This window comes from Alkalilimnicola ehrlichii (assembly GCF_003399765.1).
Lineage (GTDB): Bacteria > Pseudomonadota > Gammaproteobacteria > Nitrococcales > AK92 > AK92.
Genome location: NZ_NFZV01000001.1, coordinates 46,047 through 68,671, shown reverse-complemented (window position 1 = coordinate 68,671; position 22,625 = coordinate 46,047). Strand labels below are relative to the sequence as shown.

Here is a 22,625-nt window from a genome sequence, read left to right as displayed (position 1 = left end):
GCGAAAAACCGCGTTGATCGCTCCCCCACAACCGCTAAGCCCTCATTCCATTAAGCATTCGCCGAACGCCGGCTGCCGGACCGTTCCGCTGCCCGCTGCGCATCTTGTTGGGCCGCGCGCTCTAGCGCATGCGTCATGTCGGTCATCGTGCGTACGTTCTCCTCGGCAACATGTTGCGCCTGACGCGCAAACTCCTGGCCGATACTCGCCAACACTTCCGTATCTTCGGCCATTTTCTTACCGACTTCGCGCATGCATTCGCTCTGCTTACCAAAAAACTCGCGCAAGCTTTGTTGATCGCGAATCTCCAGCGCATCGCGCCATTGCCGGAAGGCAATATGGCTGTAAGCCTGCATAGTGTTAAGCTGGAACTGCGCCATTCGTTCAATATTATTCATCATCAGCGCGCCAACCCGCTGGGCCGGCAAAACCATTCGATCCATTTGCTGATTAAATTCACGTACCGTTTGCGTCTGCTCTGCCATAACAGGCCCTCCTTTGAGCCGAAGTTTCATCCTGAAAGAACACAGACAATAAATTGCATGGGAAACCGCTTCCCGAATGCATGAGGAAAACACCGCCCCTTTCCGACAACGCCAGCGCGCCCAGCTCGGAGTCATCAGTCATCGAGATTGCACCTTTGGCTACATGGGGACAAGCGGAAACAAGCAAAGAGGCTATCGCTATATTCGACAAATTGTCACCTAAATCGTGCGTCGGTCTTCGTCGGTGCGTACATCAAGATCGTCGCCAAAGCAGCAATAGCAACAAACCAAAGAGCATGCCGCCAAGGTGAGCAAAGTGGGCAACGCCGGCACTGGAGCCGGAAATACCTGCACCCAGCTCAAACAAGCCAAAGAGGATAACGAACCACTTCGCTTTCAGCGGAATAGGGGGAAATAGCAACATAATCCGCTGGTTGGGGAACAACACCCCGAAGGCAAGCAGAATACCGAATACGCCGCCAGAGGCGCCTACGGTTGGGTAGACGTCGCCTTGTTCTGCGGCAAGCGTTGCCACGACCAACTGCACTAAAGCAGCCCCGATCACGCATACGAAGAAATAGAAAGCGAAGCGCCGAGACCCCCATAGGTTCTCAATCTGGACGCCAAACATCCACATAGCAAACATATTGACGAACAGGTGAAAAGTACCGCCGTGCAAAAAACTGTAGGTAACCAACTGCCAGAGCTGAAACTCGGGGATCAGAGCAGGCCCTGCGGGAGACATCACCAACTCAGGCGAGCCCAGCGGCCAAAGCGCGAAGTGAGCGAGCAGAAAATCGGCAAAATACGGTTGAATAAAAAAATCGCCCCGTTCAACACCAGCAGAGCTGTGATAACGGGCGGAAATACCACAAAGCGCCGCTCGCTGCCGGAGACCTCAGTATTCATGCGTTGCGCCGTCCATCAGTTGCTCGTGTTTTTCAGCGATGCTACCCCCCTGGCCTCGACGCCACAAGCAGGCATGGCTCTGAACCCGAAGATTGGAGCCTGCTAGAGGCCAATCACGCAAGCACTTGATTCATGAAGTGCGCCCTGGACAGCCGGGACACTAGGGCCTTTGGCCTTGCGCCATCTCCTCGTAGTGCTCCGCAAGATCGTCGGCAAACTGCTCAAACTGCTCCTGGCTCAGATCCTGGCGAAGCAGCAGTTCTCCCTCCGTCACGGCAAACGCGTCAGCCGGCACCACGACATCTCGCGCTCCGATCCCAAGTACGCCGCCGGTGGTAACAACGACAAACAGCTGCTGGGTGACGGGGTTTCGAACCACCTCTCGGACTTCGCCAAGTTCTTCTCCCCGCGGATTAACGACAGGATTTCCGACCTGTCTAGCCAATAGCTGCTCCAGTTGCGCCGCCGAATCGGCAACGTCCTGCGGCGAATCTCGCACCTCATCAGCCACAGCAGAGACAACCCCTCCGGACCAACCGGCCGCCAATGCAAGCGCCACAAGCCCTTGCAATGCTGCTCTCATTCCATACCCCATCTTCATGACTCTCCCACAAACGGTCGTCATAGCCCTATGGAGTTGGGGCAATCGGCCGATCCCAGTAGCGGATTCGGCTAGCAGAGCTGTGACATTCTTGACTACCTCCTTGGTATTATTTGATTATAATCAATTATTCCTTAATAGGTAGAAAGCAGCTTCGCGCTCTCGCCGCAAGTAAAACCCTGTTATCCGTCCTTTCAGCGGAGGAGCCTCGAAATTTCATGCGGAAGAACCTACCTGTGACCGGCCAAGAGCGTCTGTATTCTCCCAACATACGCTTAATCAGTACCACGGATTTGCATGGGACTATAACCCATGTCAATGACGCCTTTTGCGAGGTCGCAGGTTATGGTCGGCATGAACTCCTCGGCCAACCGCACAACATTATTCGTCACCCGGATATGCCGTCGGCGGCATTCGCTGCGATGTGGACCGCGCTACAAGCAGGCCGCCCCTGGATAGGCATGGTGAAAAACCGTTGCAAGAACGGCGATCACTATTGGGTTAGCGCCTACGTTTCTCCTATCTATGAAAACGGCCGCTGTATCGGCTACGAGTCGGTCCGAACTTGCCCGGCCCGTAGCCAAGTGATCTACGCCGAACGTTTGTACCAACACATCAACCGGGGCCGCCGTTTCCGGCTCGACACACTGCTCGATCAGCGAAACAAAACGGCAGCCAGCCTGGCCAGTGCTTTACTGCTTGGGCTTGCCCTAGGCAGCGCGCAGCTCTCCGGCGGCTTAACGCTGCTTTTAACGCTCGGCGGCGTAGGACTCGCCGGGGTCGGCGCCCATCTGCTGACCCAGCGCTTGCGCAAACGCGCGGCGGCCACGAAGCCTATTTTCGACGATGCTATCGGGCGCTTGGTCTACGGCCGCGGACAAGACGAAGTGGCGCAATTCGAACTGGCACTTGCGATGACGGAAGCGCGAGCGCAAACCGTTCTGGGCCGGATAGGCGATATCAGCGATCACCTACAAAAGGCCGCCGAGTCCATGGAAGCCGGTGCGGCACAAACCGGTAACGCCATCATCATTCAGCGCGGCGAGCTTGAACAAGCCGCTGCGGCGATGAACCAAATGACCGCTACGGTCCAAGAAATTGCCGCCAAAACAGCGGAGGCTGCGAATCTAGCGACTGAAGGAAAACATCGATCGCAGGCGGGCAAATCCGTTGTCTTGCGCACAGCGCAAGCTATGGAAAGCTTGGCCAACGAGGTCGAACAAGCCGCCGACGCTATCAATCATCTTAGCGAGGAAAGCGAACGCATCAGAAGCGTTCTCGATGTGATCGGCAGTATCGCCGAACAAACTAACTTGTTGGCACTCAATGCAGCGATCGAAGCGGCAAGAGCCGGCGACAAAGGGCGCGGTTTCGCCGTCGTCGCAGACGAAGTCCGAACCTTAGCCAACCGCACCGGCACCTCGACGAACGAGATCGCGGAGATGATCGAACGGCTGGAGCGGGGCGCACAAGCCGCCGTTAGCGCCATGGAACTTGGCCGCAAGACAACGCTCACCGTGCGCGAGCTGGCCTCCGAGGCCGGCACCAGTATCGAAACCACGGAACGTATGATGCAGGACATCAACGACATGAGCGCTCACATCGCCACCGCCACGCAACAACAATCCACCGCCGCGGAAGAAATCGATAAGAACATTACTGAGATTAGCGATCATATTCGACAAACGGCGGACTCCGCGCGTCAAACGACTCGAACCGGCGAGAACCTGTTGGAAATCGTCACACGACTGCGCGGTTTTCTACTTCAATACGGCGGCCAGAACAGTGCCGATAAGCGCCATCGGTAATCGCTTCCAAACAATCCGATAAGGTGCGGCGACTGGAAATCCATCGCCGCACGCTATTCTTTCTGCCAAGCTGCTGACTTCGCTTGCAATCCGCGTCCCTGTCCCTAACTCCACCCTGAATGCGCCACTCTCGGTAATGCGTTATGCGGTACCGGGCGGCGCCAGCGTGTTAATCGCGGGAGGATTCACGTATGGACAAAGACCGGATACAAGATCTCGCCAACCAGGGTATGGAAATGGCGCATGAACAAGCCGACCGAATGCAACAAAGCGGCCACAACGTCGGCGATACCGAGCGCTGGGCATCGCTGGCCGGAGGTACACTTGCCGCGATTTGGGGCATGCGCCGAGGAGGGCTGCTCGGGCTTGCCATGGGCGCCATCGGCGGGGTGCTGATATATCGCGGCGCGAGCGGCCATTGCGCCATGTATGAGCAACTCGGCCGCAGCTCCGCCAGCCCTTCCGATAAGGGGCTTATCGGCGACAGCGAGATACGCGTCACCACCGGCATAACCATCGATCGTTCGCCCGACGAGCTTTATAGCTACTGGCGAAACTTCGAGCACCTACCGCAGTTTATGCGTCACATCGTCGATGTCACTCAGTTCGATGAGCGGCGTTCGCACTGGGTCGCCGAAGCCCCGTTCGGCAAAACCCTGGAATGGGATGCAGAAGTAATCGAAGACCGGACGAACGAGAAAATCGCTTGGCGCTCCATGGAAGGCTCGCAACTCCAAAACGAGGGCGAAATACGCTTTCGGCCCTTAGCGGAAGGTCGCGGCACGGAAGTCGAAGTCGATATGTGCTATCGCCCACCCGGGGGCAAACTCGGGACCACGATGGCGCGCTACTTCAATGGCATTACGAAGCAGGAGATTCAGGAAGATATACGGCGCTTTAAACAGCTCATGGAAGCCGGCGAGATGCCGACTGCCGAACCGACGCCGGCCGCTCCGCCGACGTCGGGCACATTGCGCCATTAAGCCAAAGAGAGGAGATCGACATGAGAGCGGTTTGCTGGCACGGATCAAACGACGTCCGTGTCGATACGGTGCCGGATCCGGGCATCGTCAATCCGCGGGATGCGGTGGTCCGAATCTCGGCCACCGCTATTTGCGGCTCGGATTTACACCTGTTCGACGGTTGCATTCCCACCATGCAAAAAGGCGATGTTCTCGGCCACGAGTTTATGGGCGAGGTGGTAGCCGTTGGCGATAAGGTCGGCAATCTAAAAGAAGGCGATCGGGTCGTCGTCCCCTTCCCGATTGCTTGCGGACACTGCTATTACTGCGAGCATGACCTATGGTCCTTGTGCGACAACTCTAATCCGAATGCGGTCATCGCCGAAAAGATGTGGGGGTATTCGCCATCCGGCCTGTTCGGGTATTCTCACGCGCTAGGCGGGTATGCCGGCGGTCAGGCGGAATTTGTACGCGTCCCCTTCGCCGATGTTGGGCCGATGAAGGTTCCGGATCACCTGCGCGACGAGCAAGTGTTATTCCTGACGGATATTTACCCCACCGGTTATCAAGCCGCCGAGCAGTGCAATATCCAACCGGGCGACACCGTTGCAGTTTGGGGTTGCGGCCCGGTAGGGCAGTTCGCCATTGCCAGCGCTAAGATGCTGGGTGCTCGCGTCATCGCTATCGACGACGTCGACGAGCGCCTGTCGATGGCCGTGCGCGAATCGGGAGCGGAACCGCTACGACCAAGCGATGTAGGCAATACTTTGCAGGTAGTCGAAGCCTTACGCGATATGACAGCCGGGCGCGGCCCCGATGCGTGTATCGATGCCGTCGGTATGGAAGCTCACGGCTTAGGCTTAGAAGGATGGTACGATCGGGTAAAACAGGGGATGATGCTGGAAACCGAACGGCCTACGGCTTTACGTCAAGCCATCATGGCCTGCCGTAAGGGCGGTACGGTATCGGTTCCCGGGGTATACGGCGGCTTAGCCGACAAGCTACCCGTCGGCGCCTTGATGAACAAAGCGCTGACCGTAAAAACCGGCCAGACCCACGTTCACAAATACCTGCAACCGCTGCTGGAACGCATCGCTACCGGGGACATCGACCCAAGCTTTGTCATTACGCATAGGATGTCGCTCGAACAAGCGCCACAGGCGTATGAGATGTTCCGCGACAAACAGGACGGTTGCATCAAGGTCATGCTGCAACCGGAAACGACTGCGGTTCATTGAACGGCGTTTTCTTGGCTTCATCGTGCGTTAGCGGGAATTTGCTTATGGGGCCTGGGCCCAGACGCTATTGCCTATAGCGATGCTTAGCGTCAGCCGAAGGCCCTTTCGGTCAACGCCTTCCCCAGCAACAACCAACTACCGGTGCCGAAAAAATAGCCGCCTACCAACCATGATCGAAGCTATAGCGCCAGAACACCCCAGCACGCCATGACTCCGTCTCCTCGCCGGCTTCCGGATCGCGTAAGTGGTGATCGACCTGAATACCGACCGTATGGGGGCCGTCGCGGTACTGGTAGTTCATCCCGAAGGTGTAGGTATCGACACCGGCATCGGCCGTCACATCCGTATCGAAGCGGTGGTACCCGAGATTGGCTCCGATGCTGTGACCGGCACGGGCTGCCGTTAAAGACAGCGTCGGGTTTAGGGTCTGCTGCGGGTTGTTCCCTTTAACCTCTTGGTAAGCGAAACCGGCCCGTAGATCCAGCTCGGTACGACCAAAAACGCCTTTCCGACCGTGGTTGACGCTTACTCTCCGAGTGATCCGATCCGTTCCAACCGTATGCCGACTATCAAACTCCGACCACAACAACCCAATCCGAGTTTCCCCCCGGTTCGGGAGGGTTAAATTCAAACGCGTAGTCGTCGCCTGCGTGTCAATATGGCCCGATTCGCTGTTGCGCGTTTGCAGCGTAACCTCGCCTTGCCCCAGTATCGGCCGCGGCGCCCAGCGGTTGAGCGGACCACTCATACTGACGCCAAAGGTTTCCGCATGCACCGGGTTCGGGCTATCGACGCCATAGGTAACCCAGTGACCGCGACCGCTCACTTCATAGCCGCCGCCTAGACCAAGCCCCGCCTGAGCTGCAATTCCCCGGTAGTCCGATCTAAGCGTTGTACCGGCCGGCGCATAGTCCTCGCCGAACCGCTCGTAGCTGACTTCGTAACTCAAAGGGCGCAATCTGTCCTGGCCGCTGATCTTGGCGGTCACCGCACGATCTTGCCCGTTGCGATCGCAATGCGTCTCATGGTCGGTAAAATGGCGCGCCCATTCTCCTTGGGCGTGCAAACGTTGGTGGGAGAAGTTGAACGAGCGCTCGGCCAGTAAGCTACCTACCCATTCGCTATGCTCCACCACGCCTTCGTCGTTCTCTCGACTATGATAAACGACATTTGCGCTTAACCGGCCTAAAGCATTGTCGGCCATCGCCCATGACGCCCCCCGATACTGGCTGGCACTGGCATCGAAAGACAACCAATCGGTTTCGGCGGCGCCGGCGAATAAGGTCAAGCTGTGCTTACGCCCATCGACCGCGGACAGAGGCATTAGCTCCAGACGCATTGCCTTCATCGAGCGCTGCAACGTCAACCGGCTAACGTTCATGTACTGGTCGCCGAGCTCAACGCGAAACGGCAAAGCCACGTCAGTGCGCTCGTACAACATAGACATCCGCTCGGGGATCAAGCCCGTTTCGGAATGCCGGTAGTCGGAATAATTGGCAACGCCGGCAAAATTAAATCGCCATAGGGAACCCGACGCCTGTTGTCGCGTGAGGCTTAGATTCAGATCATTAAAGAAATGGCTGCCACTGTGGGCGTACGGACTGGAGGATTCATCGCCTGTGATGTGGTAATGCTCGAAGCGCAGCGTATTGCTTCCCGTTAATCGCCACTCCGTCGCCAACGCCTGGCCGGAGAGCGCCGCCAATATCAGCGGCACACAGAGGAGACGCAACGACTTCGTCATCGCGGCGCTCGACGCACGATCCTAAAGGTGTACTCGCCCACGCTTTCGTGCCGTTGAAAGCCTTGCCGCGGATCTTCATATTCGAGCTGAGCGCGCACAACCGCCGAAACGGTACTCTCAACGCCCCCTTCTATCCGCGCCTGCGATAAGGTCCGTACCGCACTGACGTCGATTACCCGTAACCGAGCATCCGCCGGGACACCGTTCGGGAAAGCATCGAGCAGGAGCTGACGATCGGGAAAGTCGGCAGCTAACAAGCCACCCAAGTTGTGTCCGTTCCAACGACTAAACAAAGCGTCGATAAACGCTTCGGCAACTTCGGGGGCCACAGGCGGCAAGTCCGCCGCAGAGCGATTTACCACATCACCTGGGGCAGCCGCTACCGGCACAGCCAGCGCCACACTCAATACCAGAATCAACAACCGTAAACGGCGACTAAAACCGCTCATCGGGACGGTCTCCCGGAGCGGAAAACATGGAACTCGTGGGGATTAAAGAAATTAACGCCCTGTTGAGGCTCGACCCGTATCAACTCGGCATCGGCGCGACCGCATAGCGGGTCGCCCAAGATGGCGGATTCCAACGCCAACGCAGTGTGCTGGTACATAGCTTCCGAGGGCGTCGACTCGGCTAACCGCCAATACCGACGGTTCAACCGCATCAATTGCTTACAGTTGCCCGCCTCCAAAGCTTCTACGACTTCCGAGGATAAGGACTGCTCGGCAACAACGGCAGGCGCTCCTGCCATCAGCAGGACAAGCGCACCGCCCGCCAAGGGCCAAATCGCAATTGCCCTAAGATACTGAGAAAATCGACGAACCACGCTCCCTCCCGGCCCTTTCACCGTACTTGCAAGGGCGAAAGAAACCGGATTCGGTAGCCCCTTGCGGTGAGAGCGAGTATAGGAAGGAGCCTGCTGCCAACACCGAGGGCAGCGTCACAAAACGGAAAGGCAATAAAAGGGGCGCTGAATCAGCGAGTTAAAGATGCCAAAAGGGTCACATAGCCACACCCGAGGTGTAATGTAACCCGTTGGCTAAGCCCGTTAAGCAGTCCCGCCCACTGGGCTCGTCTCGATACGGATGGGGTTCTCTTCGCGGTCGAACACGAGATAGTGCGACAGGTCTCCTCCGCTCACTACCGAGTTCGCCATCTGCTGCAAATGCGGCTCGGCTTCGTCGGAGTGGGGAATATTGCCATCGCCCCGCATGAGGCTGGAGATCAGTACGAAATCCCAGCCGGGGCTGATTTTATCTGCTTCTTCGATCAGACCGTCGAAATCCAGATCAGGCGCAGCCAGTTTATCGGTGACCATAACGGGCTCTAAGGTGCGGCTGCGCGGTCCGGCGGCGTTTTGAGTGCCTATTTCTTCGATTTTCACAAACAGGAACAATAAGCGCACCGGCGCCTCCGCCATCATTCCCGCCTCAACCACATCGTTAAAACTCATTGCCATGATATGACACTCCGCAGATCGCCTGCCTTCAAATGCGATATGGGGCTGTAACGCGAGCAGCAACACTGCCGAGAAGCAAACCGAGCATCCAAGCCCGCTCGACGAATTTCACAAATTCGGCAGCAAAACCCTACAAACAATATTGCTTTTATAGGTAAACAAGGCAAAGATAGGCGGGCTGAAAGAAGAGCGACGAGATTAACGCATGTTCGAGTACTACGGCCTCATCAAACACCTCCATATGAGCACGGCAGTGCTCACTTTGGCATTTTTCATCGTCCGCGGCAGCTGGATGTTTTTTAGCCCCGAACGGTTACAGCAGCGTTGGGTAAAAATCGTTCCGCATGTTATCGACACGGTGCTACTGCTCAGCGCGCTTAGCTTAGTTGCCATTGTGTCGATGCCGCACAGCTGGCTAGGCGCCAAAGTGCTCGGCCTCCTGGTCTATATCGGACTAGGCATGATTGCCCTAAAACGAGGAAAAACGCAGAAAATCCGCATTGCAGCCTTTATCGGCGCTTTGTTAGCGTTTGGCTACATTTTAGCGGTAGCGTTTACCAAGCAACCTTGGCCGTTTGGCTGACGGCGGGCAGGAGCTAGCGACCGGCTCCGCTCCTAAGCGTCGGCCCCGCCGTCTTCTTGCTCCTCGATGATGTCTTCGATCCACGTCAAAGCGGCCACCGACTGCGGCAAACCGATAGTCGGTATAGCCATCAGGGCAACTTGGCGAAGCTCTTCGGGGTCAAGCCCTTCGGCGAGGGCACGGCGGGCATGGGAATGCGTCGCGCCCTCCGAACGACTCGCGACGGCTAGCGCCAACTTGATCAAACGCCGAGCATGCGGATCCAGGGGCCCCACATTCGCGCAAGCTTCTCCCAGCTGCTCATAAGCCTCCCAAATTTCGGGATAGGTCTCGGCTAAGTAACCGGCCCCGAAGGTAGATAATTGGTCATAACGAGCACCTCGTTTAGTATGGGATTCATTCAAACGGTACCTACAACCTAAGACAGTAAACGCCAGATACCGTTGAGCCTTCTTCTTTAGCATAAAAGGCACGATCGTTCGGCATTTACTATCGGGGTGCTGTCAAAGCTTTGTACACCCCCTGATCGCAGGCTCTAAAACCATCATTCACACTTTACGGTGTTACAGATATGCCAAGTCAGCGCTATAAGTACCAGCCGTTATGGCCGGCAACCGCTCTCAAACCGCTGCTCGGCTTTGCCGCCTATAGCGGTACGGGTAAAACCACGCTACTGCGAGAGCTTATCCCACTACTCACCGCGCACGGTATACGCTTGTCCCTGATTAAGCACGCCCACCATAATTTCGATATCGACCGACCGGGTAAAGACAGTTACGAACTTCGTAAAGCCGGCGCCAGTCAAGTACTCGTATGTTCCGCTTATCGCACTGCAATGGTTACCGAGCATCCGCAACCCACCGAACCGCGACTGGCCGACCAATTAGCACGACTCGATCAAACCGGCACGGACCTCATCTTGGTTGAAGGCTTCAAAAGCGAACACTTCCCCAAAATCGAACTCTGGCGCCCCGAACTCGGCCACCCGCCAAGGCACCCGAGCGATCCGGCTATCGTCGCCGTTGCCACCGATGCGCCGGAACAACTCGACACATCGCTACCTATCCTCGATATTAACGCGCCCGACGCCATTGCGCGCTTTATTCGAAAGGATATTCTGGAAACAGAGTAAAGGCTGCGCTACGGTCAGTGACCGCCCGTGCCCGCCCCCTGCATCGTGGGACTCAAGGTCCACCGATTAGAAGCCCAACAATGGCGGAGGAGGTAACTGACCCCATCGTCGCCAATTACCTGAAAACAGCGCTGCCCGCGCTCAAGCCAATGGTAGCGCACTTCCGTCACTTTCACCCTACGCCCGTCGAGATAAAATCGGCTCGGCGCATCGCCGCGACTCACTACGGCATCGATATCAAGATTCCTATTCATCCTTGAGCTCCACTGTCGGCCGCCAAAAGAAGGCACCACTCTCGCCTTTAGCTATTGCTTAATGAGTCATTGATCAAGCGCTACCGCCACGCGCTGAGGCTCCGACTTTAAAAGCCGTGCCGACACCCCTTACCTCTATGCTATGGCCGTGCCGTCCTTCTGGCAGGAAACCGAAAGATGGAACAGCAACACTATAGCGAACCGACGCACGCCTCCGGAGGCGCTGCGTTAACGCCCCGCAGACTTGCCGTCGGCTATGGCTGGCAATGGATCAGCGACGGCTTTGACTTATTCCGAAGCGCCCCGCTGCCTATGATCGGAATGGTCCTGGTTTGGGTTCTGATCGTCGCTGCGCTTAATTTCATTCCCCTCGTCGGACCGTTAGCGGCAACCGTCTTGGCGCCGGTTCTGTTCGGCGGTTACATGCTGGCGTGTCATAAACTCGCGCAACGCGAACCGATCACAACGGCAGAGGTATTTTCCGGCTTTTCTCGCTTCGGCGGGCCGTTAGCGCTGGTGGGGGTGCTTTACCTGGCCGGGTTATTCCTGATATCGCTCGCCACGGCCATTATCGTCACGGCACTAGGTATGCCGGTGGCCGACCCTGCCGCTGCCCCCAACGATCCAGCGCTATTAGCAAGCTTCGGTATATCGCTGGTGTTATCTATTCCGCTGATCATGGCGCTGTGGTTTGCGCCGGCGTTAGTCGCCTTGAACCGCCAACCGCCGGCAACCGCGATGAAGTTGAGCTTTCAAGGCGCAGCGGCAAATCTTGCTACCTTTTTGCTTTACCTGCTAATCAGCCTCGTACTCACCGCGTTGGCAGCACTACCCTTCTTCCTTGGCTTCATTCTATGGGGGCCCGTTGCATTGGCTTCAGCCTATATCGGGTACCGCGACATCTTCCTCCATCGTGACACCGGCTAAAGCACCCCACTTACATGTAGGAATACTGAAACAGGGCGCCGCTCCGGATAACAGGAGCCGCCTGGAGGATCGCATAATGATGGGACAGAGACTGTTTTGGTCGGTACTATGCTTTGTGTTACTAGTACCGCTCGCCATAGCCGAAGATAACCCGCACAGCGGCCGCGAGAGCTTAGCTCCCATGTTAGAAGACGTGCTGCCGGCGGTAGTGAATATCTCCGTCCACGGCGTCGTCGATATCGAGCCCAACCCCCTGTTAGAAGACCCCTTCTTCCGTCGCTTCTTAGGAGAAGGAGAGGAAAGGGTGCCTAGCGAGCAAGAGTTTCACGCCGCAGGCTCCGGAGTTGTCGTCGATGCCGCCGAAGGTTTGATTCTCACCAGCGCCCACGTACTACAAGACGCTGACGAGGTCATGGTTACCTTACATAGCGGAGAGCAGCTACCCGCCTCCCCTGTCGGCAGCGATCTGGAAACCGATCTTGCCGTTATCAAGATCGACCCGGACCCGGATACGGAGCTCTACACCTTGCCGTGGGCCGATCCAGAAGAGTTACGGGTTGGCGATTTCGTTGTCGCGGTGGGCAACCCCTTTGGGCTTAATCAAACCGTCACGACCGGCGTAGTGAGCGCCGTCGGCAGGACGGGGCTAGGGGTACAAGGCTATGAAGACTTCATTCAAACCGATGCCTCCATCAACCCTGGTCACTCCGGCGGCGCCCTAGTCAACATGGACGGAGAGCTGATCGGTATCAACGCCGCCATTCTCTCTCCCAGTGCCGGCAACATCGGAATCGGCTTCGCCATCCCGGTCAGTACAGCCGCCGTGATCCTTGAGCAATTGGTGGCCTACGGGGAGGTCCGGCGCGGGGCGCTGGGCGTTCTCGCCCAAGACCTCACTCCTGACTTAGCAGAAGAGCTGCAAACCGAGGTCACCCGCGGTGCGGTAGTCGCCGAAGTCGCACCAGAAACGCCGGCATCCTCCGCAGGCCTTGAAACAGGAGATGTCATTACGTCCGTCGACGGCGACGAGATCACCGGTGCCGGCGACTTACGTAACCGGATCGGGCTCCGTCAGGCCGGCGACGAAGTAAACATCACGCTCGACCGTGAAGGCCGAGAAGTGGAGATGCGGCTTACCCTAACGGCACAGGACGATGTCGAGGAGGAACCCATGATGGAGGCCCATCGCGCGCCGCCGCCCATGATGCCGAGATAAACCTAGCGGATCCTGGCCAAGGGCGACGGCTGTCGCCGACGGGCCGCGCCTAGCCAGGAACCGGAAGCAACGCTCTAAAACCGGCAAAGCGACAGACGATTGGGCACGAGTGCCTTGACTACGCGCACTTTATTGGGTTGGCTAATAGTTAGCCTGCTAAGAAACCCAAAAAGGCGGTACGAGGACCGAAAAACCATGACCAAACCTGCTCACTACGGCGATTACCAACTTCGTATCTACCGCAACGGTCTGAAAGGCGAACGGCCACGCCTGCCCATGCGTATCGAGGATATGGAAGCCGCCGCCCGCGCAGTCCTACCGGACGAATCCTACTGGTATGTCGCCGGCGGAGCGGGCGAAAGCACTATGCGCGCCAATAGAGAAGCCTTCGAGCGTTACCAGATCCTGCCCCGCATGATGACGGACGTCAGTACGCGAGACGTCTCGATTCGCCTGCTTGGCCGAGACTATCCGACCCCGTTGCTAATGGCGCCGATTGGCGTACAGAGCATTATCCGCCCGGACGCCGAACTGGCCGTGGCACGAGCTGCCGCCCGCCTCGGCGTTCCGATGATTCTCTCCACAGTCGCTGCGCATTCGCTAGAAGCCGTAGCGGAAGCAATGGGCGATGCGCCGCGTTGGTTTCAACTGTACTGGCCGAAAAGCGACGCCTTGGCGGAAAGCCTCGTCAAACGCGCCGAGGCAAACGGCTATCAAGCCATCGTCGTTACCCTCGATACGAAAATGATGGCATGGCGGGAGCGAGACTTAGCCAATGCCTTCCTCCCCTTTCTAAAGGGAGAGGGGCTTGCAAACTACACCTCCGACCCGGTATTCCGAGCCGGCTTGGAGGCCACGCCGGAAGAGGATATGTGGCCTTCGATTCGACGCTGGGGAGAAGAGTTTGCCGACCCTAGCAAGACATGGCAGGATTTGGCCAAGTTAAGGCAGGCGACCTCCCTGCCTATTCTCCTCAAAGGCGTGCTAAGCCCCACGGATGCCGCGCTCGCGAAGGAGCATGGGGTCGACGGCTTGATCGTGTCGAACCACGGCGGCCGTCAGGTGGACGGTTCGATTGCCGCCTTGGACGCGTTAGCTCCTGTCCGCGCAGCGGTCGGCGAGCACCTGCCAGTACTATTCGACAGCGGCATCCGCTCCGGAGCGGATATTTTGAAAGCAAAAGCTCTAGGGGCCGACGCCGTCTTACTTGGCCGCCCTTACATCTGGGGGCTAGCGCTGGCCGGAGAGGAAGGCGTACACGAAGTATTGCGGCGCATACTCGCTGACCTAGACCTCAGCATGGCCTTGGCGGGAAGCGACCGCTTCGACGCCATCGATAGCGATTTACTCGCCTTAGGAAACTGAACGCTAACGCACAAGCTTCGTAAGGCAACCTCTCGCGCAGCACAATAGCGCCGTGCGAGAGGTTGCCGGTCTGTCGACGGCCGTCCCGTTACGGGGGCGCCGTGAAGTTAGTGGCCAATCATGTATAGTACTGGCTTGCTGACGAGCTTTTTAGAACCGATATACGGCCCCCAAGGCGACGGCTCGCGGGTTAGATCCCGGCTCTACCGATACCTCGTCCGGCTCGACGCCGCGCGCTTGGATAAAAGGCGCCAGCGTCTGCCGACTGTCGTTACGCACCTGAGCGTAGGTGAGGTAAAGCCCAAACTGGGGCACAAGATCCCAGGCCACCCCCAGCGCCCACATAGCCGCGCCCAGACCGGCTTCGGCCGCGTCGAGTTGGTAGTATTGCATCTTTAAGGCAGCCGTAGCACCGCCGTAACGCGTTCCCACCCCCCAAGCGCGATCGTCCGGGTCGCCCGCTTTCTGATAAAAGACGGCAACACGCATAGGCCCGGCATCGTAGGCACCGGCGAAGCGGTTGACGTGACGATCGCGGCTGTAATTCTCATGCGCTGTCGCCATATACAGGTTGCCGTAGCGATAGCTTATCGAAGTGCTCACCGCATCGCGGTCGTTATCGTCGACGTAACGCTCCTCGCCGGTATGGGTCGAGTAATGAATATCGGCCTGCCAACTGCCAAGCCGGGGCGTGCGATAGTAGACGCTGTTATTAAGTCGTTCGTCAAAACCCTGCAACGGCGCGTCCGCGCCCGGCAGCATATAATCGCCACGAATCAGATTGCGGGCGTCGCCAACCTGTTCGGGGAAGAAATCCACCGTTTCCCAAACCCGTCGCGCGGGTGTGCCGAACCGCCCTAGGCGCACTTCCCCCAACGCGCCGCGAAGACCGACGTAGGTATCGCGAACGGCCCACTCGCCGCCTCCGACATCGCCGGCAAATTCCGATTCGAGTTGATAGATCCCCTCCAGGCTGCCCCCGATCGGTTGACTGCCGCGAAACCCAACATGACTCGCGTTGCTGCTCACGTTCACAGCGCTTCGAGCGCCGTTACTCGTGTAATCCGCCGACATATGGAGCCGGCCGTACACCTCGCCTAGCGAGGCGTCCGCCAGCAAGGGCGCGGCGAGCAACCCGGCAGCCGCCATACGTAGTTTGACCATCATCTACCTCATTGTCGTTATCCACGGCCACCTCCTTGGCGCACACCGCAACCTTATCCGGTTGCCGAAACGATTTTTCGGCAACCGGATGAGTCAAAGCGTCGGAACAGCAAAATACCGCTCATCGACGGATAGGAACGCTAGCTTAGCGGCCCAATTATGCCAGCTGATGAACCGCATAATAGACGATTCGCCCAGCCGCGGCGGAGAAGGAGTATCGCGTGAGCAAGCCGGACAAGCGCTACCGCGTTGGAATATCGGGCTCCTACGGAGGTCTCAATCTCGGCGACGAAGCCATTCTCACCGTCATAACGCGTGAACTACGCCGCTGCTTACCGGTCCACATCACCGTATTCTCGCGCAACGCTGCCGATACCTTACAGCGTCACGCAGTCGACCAGGCATTGACGATTCGCGACCTGACCCGTGCCGAAGCGCGCAGCGAAATCGAACAGCTCGACCTGCTGGTATTAGGCGGCGGCGGCATCCTATACGACAGCGAAGCGGCCGTTTACCTACGGGAAGTCCTACTCGCCCATGAACTTGGGGTGCCGGTCATGGTCTATGCCATCAGCGCCGGCCCGTTACGGGCGGGCTCAGTTCGCCGAATAGTGAAAGAAGCGCTAGATCAGGCGGCATTGCTAACGGTTCGCGACCGGCAGGGCGCGCGGTTGCTGGAAGATATCGGCGTCCGCGAACCGATCCAGGTAACGGCCGATCCGGCACTGCTGCTGGAGCCCGAACCCCTACCGGACGATACGCTGGTACGGGAAAGTCTCGACCTTTCGCACCGTATCGTCGGCTTCTCGGTTCGGGAGCCAGGCCCTGCCGCACCGGAGATCGATGTCGATCATTACCATCATCTGCTTGCCAATGCAGCGGACTTCATGGTCGACCGGCTGGATGCCGACATCGTCTTCGTACCGATGGAGCGCCAACATATGGATATTCAACATAGCCATGCTGTAGTCGCCAAAATGCAATGCGCGCAACGCGCCAGCGTTCTCAAAGGCGAATACACGCCGGGGCAGCTGTTGCAGCTCGTCGGACAGTTCCAGTTCGCCGTGGGAATGCGGCTACATTTTCTTATCTTTGCCGCCCTACGGGGGGTGCCTTTCGTCTCTCTCCCTTACGCGGCCAAAGTCAGCGGACTACTGCAAGCGCTAGATATGGATATGCCGCCGCTAGGCAACGTCAACTCCGGTCGGCTATTGGCCAATATCGACCACTCGTGGGACTTACGCGCCGACTTGGCGACAAAGATACGTGCACGGTTGCCGCAGCTACAAGCACGCGCGCGAAAGACCAATAACTTACTGGTCGAGCTGCTTAACCGCCCTTCCATAGGAAAGCATTAGTGCGCATTTGGCCCGGCCGGCGATTCGGATATGCCGCGACCGAACCGTTCTCCGATCTAACCTACCAGGAGCTTTTGTCACCGCATGCCTGCACTGACACGCCCCGAACACCCACAACACATCGCCCTACCGCTCCGCAAGGCAACCCTGGCAACCGAGACCGATGTTCTCGTCGTCGGCGGCGGACCGGCCGGCTTAGGCGCCGCACTCGGCGCTGCCCAAGCCGGCGCGCGCGTTGTTTTGGCCGAACGCTATAGCTTCCTCGGAGGCAACGCGACCGCGGCCCTCGTCATGCCGCTGATGTCGTTTCATACGCAACGGCCGACCTTCGAAAAAGCCGGCGTGACCAATCTGCTGCCGAACGATCACGGCCCGGGGCACCCGGTCGTGGCAGGCGTTCTGAAAACGATGCTGGAACGTTTGGTCAGCAGCGGCGGCGCCGTTGCCCCCTCGATCGACACCGGCTATACCGTCCCCTTCGACCCGGAAGTGTTCAAGCTAGTCGCCTTAGAGATGCTGCACGAAGCCGGTGTCGAATTTTTGTTTCACGCCTTTGCCAGCGGCGTCGAGGGCGATAGCGGCCGCCCGACGGGGGCCATATTCGAAACCAAATCCGGACCGCTGCTGATCCGGGCGCGAACCATCGTCGACTGCACCGGCGATGGCGATATTGCGACCCAGGCAGGTGCCGATTACGAGATCGGGCGCGACGAGGATGGCCTAGTGCAACCCATGACGCTCATGTTTCGCATTGCCGAGTTTCAACGTGCCGCCTTCGATGCCTATTGCCGCGAGCATCCCGGCCAGTGGCACGGCGTGCATGGGTTATGGGACTTGGTGGCGAAAGCAACCGAAGCCGGCGAGTTAGACCTCACCCGGGAAGACATTCTATTCTTTGGCACACCGTATGAGCGCGAAGTCGCGGTTAACAGCACCCGCGTTACGCGCGTACTGGGCTGCGACGTCTGGGATCTTAGCTATGCTGAGTGGGAGAGCCGACGCCAGTTGCAACAAGTGGCGAGCTTCCTAAAGAAATACGTCCCCGGTTTCGAGCAAAGCTATATTATGCAAAGCGGCGTGCATACCGGAGTACGGGAAACGCGCCGGATCGTGGGCGATTACCGCCTGCAGGCCGAGGAACTCCTGCGCGCCGCTCGTTTCGACGACGTTATCGCCCGCGGCGCTTATCCGGTGGATATCCACAACCCTTCCGGAAAAGGCACGATAATCAAACGTCTACCGCCGGATGAAGCCTACGATATCCCTTGGCGCAGCCTCTTACCTAAAGGCATCGACAATCTTGCCGTCGCAGGGCGCTGCATTTCCGGCAGCCACGAAGCCCTTTCCTCGTACCGTGTCATGCCAATCGCCATGGCCACGGGGCAAGCGGCAGGAATTGCCGGCGCCTTGGCCGCCCGCTACAAAACGACCTTACGCCATGTGGCCGTCGACGCGATTCAAACCGAACTGATCCGCCAAGGCGCCGATCTCGGCCAGGAAATGCCGCGGATGCCGTTGAGCCGGTCAGGCCTCCCGTAAGAAGCGCCGACGCTAACTGGCGGCTTTCGGCACATTAACGTCCGGCGTTTCCGCTTCCATACGAGGGGCGCAAAAGAACAAGCGCGCCGGCGGCACGTTACGCATCTCGCCGCCGCGCTCGATGTGCCCGAACACCGGCTCCAGGTACTGAAGAACCGCCGGCGAGAACTGGTAGACGAGAAAACGCCCTTGCGGCTTTAACACATCGTGAGTCGCCTGCGCTACCGCTTCGCCCACGCCAGCCGGCAAGGTGCTAAAGGGAATACCGGAAATGACATAATCGGCTTGCCCCAACTCCCGCTCCGCCAGCAAGCGCTCCACATCCGCCGCCGAACCGTGTACGACGTGCAAGCGCGGATCGCTCACCGTTTCTTGCAAAAAGTCGACGAAATCCCGATTCGTCTCGATGACCACCAGCTTCGCCTCTGGGCGCATGTGCTTGAGTAACTCAACCGTAATAGTGCCGACGCCCGGACCGTACTCAACAATTAGATCCGTATTAGCCCAGTCGATACGACCTAATAGTTTGCGAATCAAGAAACGCGAGCTGGGAATGAGCGACCCGAGCATCAACGGATGTTTCACGAAGTTCTTAGCAAATAGAATCATTTGCGCGCGGCGGGACGAAATCTGTTCTGACACGTAATTCTCTCCTTTGCGTCTGCCGGGGCTCGCCTTCAAGCAAGCCATGGGGATGACCCGCGCAGGAGCCAATTTAAGGGACACCATCGGCGGGAAGCAAATAAGCGCTTCCACGCTTCCGTAAGACAATGGCTGGCGGCTCCCTTAATGCTGCTCGCCCGAGGAAAACAAGGTCATCTCCCAACGGCCGCTAGGATAATCGAAACGAAGGATATAAGTCCCCCCATCATCCGCGGCCACTTTAAAATAGGCATGCTCATCGGCAAGCCAACGATCGACAATACTTAAAACGGCCACTCGCCGGCTGCCGACGAAGAAAACAGCCGGCTCAGGATCGCCCCAAGGCCCTATACCGGTTTCGACCTCTATATCCATAACACGGGACCTTACCTTCCCGTTGTTGGTAATGGGGGCGTTTGCGGCAATCCTTCACGGCATCAGAACGCGTGGCTGTAACGGTTCTTCAACTTGACGTAGTGCTCGGCCGAGTAGTGTAGTTGTTCTCTCTCCGCAGCCGTCAGCGCCCGCAATCGTTTAGCAGGACTGCCCACGTAAAGATAACCGCTCTCAAGCTCTTTACCCGGAGGCACCAAAGAGCCGGCGGCCACCATTACCTCGCGCTGGATCAGGACGCCATCCATAATGATGGCGCCCATGCCGATAAGGCAATAGTCCTCAACCGTACACGCATGTAGAACGGCTCGATGACCGACCGTAACCCCGGCGCCGATGATCGTCGCAATACCGCCCGGCGAATAAGGGCCGTCATGCGTTACATGAATAACCGTACCGTCTTGAATATTGGTGCGATCGCCGACCGTAATGCTATTCACATCGCCGCGCAGAACGCTGGTCGGCCACACCGAAGCATCCTCGCCTATCGTCACATCGCCTATAACCAAGGCACTGTCGTCAATGTACGCGGTATCGGCAATATGCGGCCGGGCACGCTCGAAATCGCGAATCATGTAGTCCTCCGCTTATGGCAAGCTGGGTTGAGCGACGGCGGACGAGGGTTACCCGCTATCGCCCTCTATACAGCTATACCATAGTTACCATCTCTTCCGCGCTAGTGGGATGAATCGCTATCGTATCGTCGAAATCGGCCTTGGTCGCTCCCATCCGCACCGCAACGGCAAACCCTTGCAACATTTCGTCGGCGCCGGGGCTAATCATATGCGCACCGACTACCCGTTGCTCCTTCCCGACGGTCACCAGCTTCATCAAGCTGCGCCGCTTAGATTTGGATAATGCATAATCCATGGCAATAAAGCGGTTAGTGAATATCGTCACGTCATCGCCAAATTCGGCGCGTGCCTCCTCCTCGGTTAAGCCTACGGTACCGATCGGCGGGTGAGTGAACACCACCGTGGGGACACAACGGTATTCCAAATGGCGACCCTCGCGGCCGCCAAACACGCGATCCGCCAACCGGCGCCCTGCGGCGATCGCGACAGGCGTGAGCGGATAACGACCGATAATATCTCCAAGCGCATACACACCGGAGACGCTTGTCTGCTGATAACGGTCGACCGGAATATCACCGTTATGCCGCACTTCCAGGCCAATGCGCTCCAACCCTAAACTGCCGGTGCAAGAACGGCGCCCAACCGCCCACACGACTGTGTCGTACCCCTCCAAACAGCGTCCGTCCTTCCCGTAAATGCTGATCGTACCGTCTGCGGCCCGTTCCAACTTACTCGCCTCAAAGCCGGTCACCACCGGCAATTGTTCGGCATGGAACGCCTCCATAAGGCCTTCTCGAATCAGGCTGTCGAAACTACGTAACGGCTCCTGACCGCGGATAACCAAGCACGTCTCGCTACCGAGCTCATGCAATACCCCGGCCAGCTCCACCGCAATGTAACCCGCCCCTAATACCGCCACCTTGCCGGGCAAGGCCTCCAGCTCGAAAAAACCGTCAGAATCGATACCTAACTCGGCACCGGGTATAGAGGGTCGCCAGGGCTGCCCTCCGGTCGCTATCACAATGTGATCGGCGCTATAGCGCGTACCGTCGACCTCCACCGTGCGCTCGTCGACGAACCGGCCGAAACCTTCGATAAAATCGATATTGGCTTTATCTAAGTTATGAGCGTAAATTCCATTCAAACGTTCGACGTAGGCATCCCGCCGTCGCTTCAACTCCACCCAGTCGAACCCAACTTCGCCTACCGCAAAACCGTAGTCTTGCGCCCGGTGCAGAGAGTGTGCTGTATGGGCCGCATTCCACATCACCTTTTTCGGCACACAGCCGACGTTAACGCAGGTTCCGCCCAGCTTTTTGCTTCGATCACCGCACAGCGGGCGCCATAAGAAGCTGCTCGCCGGGCGGTCGCCATCCCCCCGCTACCGCCACCAATGCAGATCAGATCGTAATGCTTGCTCATACCTAACCTTCCGTTCGAAGCACCTTAGGAAAGGCCGAATACCTTCTGCCGTCCCCGCAAAGCTATCACGCAGGGGGGAGCGTTCGGCCATTCCCCATTTAGCAGGTAATAAGGCTCGATCGCGCCGTTGAGAAACAGCGTTCGACAAAGCACCCAAGAATCGCGACCACAACATACCATTATCCGCCGCTCGACGTTTGAGTCCGACCAAAATGAAACCATCAATAAACAAGCCCGCCTCGGGATAGTCGTCTGCGACCAAGTCGGGCAGAATGGAGATATCGTGCGTTGCGGGCTTCTACCAAAGCGCCAGGAATCAATCAGTGTCTGCTTAAGGAAAGATAGCGTCGATATGAACAATCCGCTCCTCGCCACCGACAAGCTTCCACCGTTTTCGCAAATCAAGCCCGAACATGTCGAACCGGCTATCGATCGGTTACTCGCTGAGAACCGGCAATTACTCAACGAGTTACTGGAGAAGAACGACCGTTACGGCTGGGACAATCTTATCGCCCCCTTGGAGGCCGCCGAAGACCGCTTAGCCAAAGCATGGTCACCGGTGAACCACATGAACTCGGTGGTCAATAGCGATGCCCTGCGCGCAGCGTATAACGCCTGCCTGCCCAAGCTCTCCGAACATGGCACGGAGCTTGGGCAGAACACAGCCCTGTACGAAGCCTACCGGCAAATTCGGGAAAGCGACGAATACGCCCGCCTAAGCGCCGCGCAGCAAAAGACGATCGACAACGCCTTGCGGGACTTTCGCCTCTCGGGCGTAGCGCTACCCGAAGCGAAAAAAGCACGCTACAAAGAAATAGCGCAGCGGCTGTCGGAACTATCGGCAAAGTTCGA

General features: G+C 57.9%; 23 protein-coding genes and 2 pseudogenes. 11 read left to right on the top strand and 14 right to left on the bottom strand.

Features of this window, described 5'->3' with window-relative positions:
• Positions 1–50 precede the first annotated feature (50 nt).
• The 3 genes and pseudogenes from CAI21_RS00320 to CAI21_RS00310 form a co-directional block, all read right to left on the bottom strand.
• On the bottom strand, positions 51–485 hold the full coding sequence (locus CAI21_RS00320) for a phasin family protein (protein WP_181919194.1): 435 nt from the start codon (positions 483–485) through the stop codon (positions 51–53).
• A gap of 253 nt (positions 486–738) precedes the next feature.
• Positions 739–1,394 (bottom strand): annotated as a pseudogene (locus tag CAI21_RS00315) (rhomboid family intramembrane serine protease).
• 160 nt (positions 1,395–1,554) lie between these two features.
• Positions 1,555–1,977: a PRC-barrel domain-containing protein gene (locus CAI21_RS00310; protein ID WP_181919193.1), complete on the bottom strand. Its 423-nt coding sequence runs from the start codon at positions 1,975–1,977 to the stop codon at positions 1,555–1,557.
• A 236-nt stretch (positions 1,978–2,213) separates the two neighbouring features.
• On the opposite strand from CAI21_RS00310, the gene CAI21_RS00305 reads away from it, so the two are divergent.
• The 3 genes from CAI21_RS00305 to CAI21_RS00295 all read left to right on the top strand — a co-directional run bounded on the left by CAI21_RS00305 (position 2,214) and on the right by CAI21_RS00295 (position 6,003).
• On the top strand, positions 2,214–3,803 hold the full coding sequence (locus CAI21_RS00305) for a methyl-accepting chemotaxis protein (protein ID WP_116300458.1): 1,590 nt from the start codon (positions 2,214–2,216) through the stop codon (positions 3,801–3,803).
• A gap of 191 nt (positions 3,804–3,994) precedes the next feature.
• Complete coding sequence (locus CAI21_RS00300; RefSeq protein ID WP_116300457.1) at positions 3,995–4,786, top strand: SRPBCC family protein; 792 nt, start codon at positions 3,995–3,997, stop codon at positions 4,784–4,786.
• A gap of 20 nt (positions 4,787–4,806) precedes the next feature.
• A complete protein-coding gene (locus tag CAI21_RS00295; RefSeq protein WP_116300456.1) occupies positions 4,807–6,003 on the top strand; it encodes a zinc-dependent alcohol dehydrogenase in 1,197 nt (398 codons plus the stop codon).
• Positions 6,004–6,163: 160 nt separating this feature from the next.
• Here the strand turns inward: CAI21_RS00295 and CAI21_RS00290 are convergent, their stop codons facing one another.
• From CAI21_RS00290 to CAI21_RS00275, 4 genes are all read right to left on the bottom strand, one after another.
• Entirely contained in the window at positions 6,164–7,747 is a 1,584-nt protein-coding gene (locus CAI21_RS00290; protein WP_116300455.1) for a hypothetical protein, read from the bottom strand.
• Positions 7,744–8,196, bottom strand: coding sequence for a hypothetical protein (locus tag CAI21_RS00285; RefSeq protein ID WP_116300454.1), 453 nt, complete (start codon positions 8,194–8,196; stop codon positions 7,744–7,746). Before CAI21_RS00285 ends, CAI21_RS00290 begins: the two co-directional genes overlap by 4 nt.
• A complete protein-coding gene (locus CAI21_RS00280) occupies positions 8,193–8,570 on the bottom strand; it encodes a hypothetical protein (RefSeq protein WP_116347356.1) in 378 nt (125 codons plus the stop codon). The genes CAI21_RS00285 and CAI21_RS00280 overlap by 4 nt, the downstream gene beginning before the upstream one ends.
• Positions 8,571–8,792: 222 nt before the next feature.
• Positions 8,793–9,203, bottom strand: a complete 411-nt coding sequence (locus CAI21_RS00275; protein WP_116347358.1) for a ribonucleotide reductase subunit alpha — start codon at positions 9,201–9,203, stop codon at positions 8,793–8,795.
• Between the two features lie 205 nt (positions 9,204–9,408).
• On the opposite strand from CAI21_RS00275, the gene CAI21_RS00270 reads away from it, so the two are divergent.
• A complete protein-coding gene (locus tag CAI21_RS00270; RefSeq protein ID WP_116300451.1) occupies positions 9,409–9,786 on the top strand; it encodes a SirB2 family protein in 378 nt (125 codons plus the stop codon).
• Between the two features lie 32 nt (positions 9,787–9,818).
• Here the strand turns inward: CAI21_RS00270 and CAI21_RS00265 are convergent, their stop codons facing one another.
• Entirely contained in the window at positions 9,819–10,190 is a 372-nt protein-coding gene (locus tag CAI21_RS00265) for a carboxymuconolactone decarboxylase family protein (protein WP_220347706.1), read from the bottom strand.
• Between the two features lie 167 nt (positions 10,191–10,357).
• On the opposite strand from CAI21_RS00265, the gene mobB reads away from it, so the two are divergent.
• Positions 10,358–10,918, top strand: a complete 561-nt coding sequence (gene mobB / locus CAI21_RS00260) for a molybdopterin-guanine dinucleotide biosynthesis protein B (RefSeq protein WP_116300449.1) — start codon at positions 10,358–10,360, stop codon at positions 10,916–10,918.
• Between the two features lie 14 nt (positions 10,919–10,932).
• Here mobB and CAI21_RS22840 read toward each other — a convergent pair whose 3' ends face one another.
• The gene (locus tag CAI21_RS22840) at positions 10,933–11,172 is read right to left on the bottom strand and encodes a hypothetical protein (protein WP_147305008.1); all 240 of its coding nucleotides are present in this window, start codon (positions 11,170–11,172) and stop codon (positions 10,933–10,935) included.
• A 177-nt stretch (positions 11,173–11,349) separates the two neighbouring features.
• On the opposite strand from CAI21_RS22840, the gene CAI21_RS00250 reads away from it, so the two are divergent.
• From CAI21_RS00250 to CAI21_RS00240, 3 genes are all read left to right on the top strand, one after another.
• A complete protein-coding gene (locus CAI21_RS00250; protein ID WP_116300447.1) occupies positions 11,350–12,099 on the top strand; it encodes a BPSS1780 family membrane protein in 750 nt (249 codons plus the stop codon).
• A 76-nt stretch (positions 12,100–12,175) separates the two neighbouring features.
• The gene (locus tag CAI21_RS00245; protein WP_116300446.1) at positions 12,176–13,315 is read left to right on the top strand and encodes a trypsin-like peptidase domain-containing protein; all 1,140 of its coding nucleotides are present in this window, start codon (positions 12,176–12,178) and stop codon (positions 13,313–13,315) included.
• 195 nt (positions 13,316–13,510) lie between these two features.
• Positions 13,511–14,680: an alpha-hydroxy-acid oxidizing protein gene (locus CAI21_RS00240; RefSeq protein ID WP_116300445.1), complete on the top strand. Its 1,170-nt coding sequence runs from the start codon at positions 13,511–13,513 to the stop codon at positions 14,678–14,680.
• 150 nt (positions 14,681–14,830) lie between these two features.
• Here the strand turns inward: CAI21_RS00240 and CAI21_RS00235 are convergent, their stop codons facing one another.
• Positions 14,831–15,847 (bottom strand): porin, encoded by a 1,017-nt coding sequence (locus CAI21_RS00235; RefSeq protein WP_116300444.1) that lies wholly within the window; start codon positions 15,845–15,847, stop codon positions 14,831–14,833.
• Between the two features lie 218 nt (positions 15,848–16,065).
• Between CAI21_RS00235 and CAI21_RS00230 the strand changes: the two genes are divergently transcribed.
• On the top strand, positions 16,066–17,202 hold the full coding sequence (locus CAI21_RS00230) for a polysaccharide pyruvyl transferase family protein (RefSeq protein ID WP_116300443.1): 1,137 nt from the start codon (positions 16,066–16,068) through the stop codon (positions 17,200–17,202).
• An 84-nt stretch (positions 17,203–17,286) separates the two neighbouring features.
• Positions 17,287–18,741 (top strand): FAD-dependent oxidoreductase, encoded by a 1,455-nt coding sequence (locus tag CAI21_RS00225; protein WP_116300442.1) that lies wholly within the window; start codon positions 17,287–17,289, stop codon positions 18,739–18,741.
• Positions 18,742–18,753: 12 nt separating this feature from the next.
• Here the strand turns inward: CAI21_RS00225 and CAI21_RS00220 are convergent, their stop codons facing one another.
• From CAI21_RS00220 to gorA, 4 genes are all read right to left on the bottom strand, one after another.
• Positions 18,754–19,383 carry a class I SAM-dependent methyltransferase gene (locus tag CAI21_RS00220; protein ID WP_258867941.1) on the bottom strand — a complete coding sequence of 210 codons (630 nt, stop codon included), beginning with the start codon at positions 19,381–19,383 and terminating at the stop codon, positions 18,754–18,756.
• Between the two features lie 144 nt (positions 19,384–19,527).
• On the bottom strand, positions 19,528–19,758 hold the full coding sequence (locus tag CAI21_RS00215) for a hypothetical protein (RefSeq protein ID WP_116300441.1): 231 nt from the start codon (positions 19,756–19,758) through the stop codon (positions 19,528–19,530).
• Between the two features lie 62 nt (positions 19,759–19,820).
• Positions 19,821–20,351: a gamma carbonic anhydrase family protein gene (locus CAI21_RS00210; protein WP_116300440.1), complete on the bottom strand. Its 531-nt coding sequence runs from the start codon at positions 20,349–20,351 to the stop codon at positions 19,821–19,823.
• A gap of 73 nt (positions 20,352–20,424) precedes the next feature.
• Complete coding sequence (gene gorA / locus CAI21_RS00205; RefSeq protein WP_472974019.1) at positions 20,425–21,633, bottom strand: glutathione-disulfide reductase; 1,209 nt, start codon at positions 21,631–21,633, stop codon at positions 20,425–20,427.
• Between the two features lie 492 nt (positions 21,634–22,125).
• Between gorA and CAI21_RS25760 the strand changes: the two are divergent.
• A pseudogene (locus CAI21_RS25760) lies at positions 22,126–22,512 on the top strand (oligopeptidase A); the annotation flags it as partial.
• Between the last annotated feature and the right edge of the window lie 113 nt (positions 22,513–22,625).

Bases quoted from the DNA above. Each gene is read 5' to 3' on its own strand.
- CAI21_RS00320 (WP_181919194.1), bottom strand. From the start codon at position 485: ATGGCAGAGCAGACGCAAACGGTACGTGAATTTAATCAGCAAATGGAT.
- CAI21_RS00310 (WP_181919193.1), bottom strand. From the start codon at position 1,977: ATGAGAGCAGCATTGCAAGGGCTTGTGGCGCTTGCATTGGCGGCCGGT.
- CAI21_RS00305 (WP_116300458.1), top strand. From the start codon at position 2,214: ATGCGGAAGAACCTACCTGTGACCGGCCAAGAGCGTCTGTATTCTCCC.
- CAI21_RS00300 (WP_116300457.1), top strand. From the start codon at position 3,995: ATGGACAAAGACCGGATACAAGATCTCGCCAACCAGGGTATGGAAATG.
- CAI21_RS00295 (WP_116300456.1), top strand. From the start codon at position 4,807: ATGAGAGCGGTTTGCTGGCACGGATCAAACGACGTCCGTGTCGATACG.
- CAI21_RS00290 (WP_116300455.1), bottom strand. From the start codon at position 7,747: ATGACGAAGTCGTTGCGTCTCCTCTGTGTGCCGCTGATATTGGCGGCG.
- CAI21_RS00285 (WP_116300454.1), bottom strand. From the start codon at position 8,196: ATGAGCGGTTTTAGTCGCCGTTTACGGTTGTTGATTCTGGTATTGAGT.
- CAI21_RS00275 (WP_116347358.1), bottom strand. From the start codon at position 9,203: ATGGCAATGAGTTTTAACGATGTGGTTGAGGCGGGAATGATGGCGGAG.
- CAI21_RS00270 (WP_116300451.1), top strand. From the start codon at position 9,409: ATGTTCGAGTACTACGGCCTCATCAAACACCTCCATATGAGCACGGCA.
- mobB (WP_116300449.1), top strand. From the start codon at position 10,358: ATGCCAAGTCAGCGCTATAAGTACCAGCCGTTATGGCCGGCAACCGCT.
- CAI21_RS22840 (WP_147305008.1), bottom strand. From the start codon at position 11,172: ATGAATAGGAATCTTGATATCGATGCCGTAGTGAGTCGCGGCGATGCG.
- CAI21_RS00250 (WP_116300447.1), top strand. From the start codon at position 11,350: ATGGAACAGCAACACTATAGCGAACCGACGCACGCCTCCGGAGGCGCT.
- CAI21_RS00245 (WP_116300446.1), top strand. From the start codon at position 12,176: ATGATGGGACAGAGACTGTTTTGGTCGGTACTATGCTTTGTGTTACTA.
- CAI21_RS00240 (WP_116300445.1), top strand. From the start codon at position 13,511: ATGACCAAACCTGCTCACTACGGCGATTACCAACTTCGTATCTACCGC.
- CAI21_RS00235 (WP_116300444.1), bottom strand. From the start codon at position 15,847: ATGATGGTCAAACTACGTATGGCGGCTGCCGGGTTGCTCGCCGCGCCC.
- CAI21_RS00225 (WP_116300442.1), top strand. From the start codon at position 17,287: ATGCCTGCACTGACACGCCCCGAACACCCACAACACATCGCCCTACCG.
- CAI21_RS00215 (WP_116300441.1), bottom strand. From the start codon at position 19,758: ATGGATATAGAGGTCGAAACCGGTATAGGGCCTTGGGGCGATCCTGAG.
- CAI21_RS00210 (WP_116300440.1), bottom strand. From the start codon at position 20,351: ATGATTCGCGATTTCGAGCGTGCCCGGCCGCATATTGCCGATACCGCG.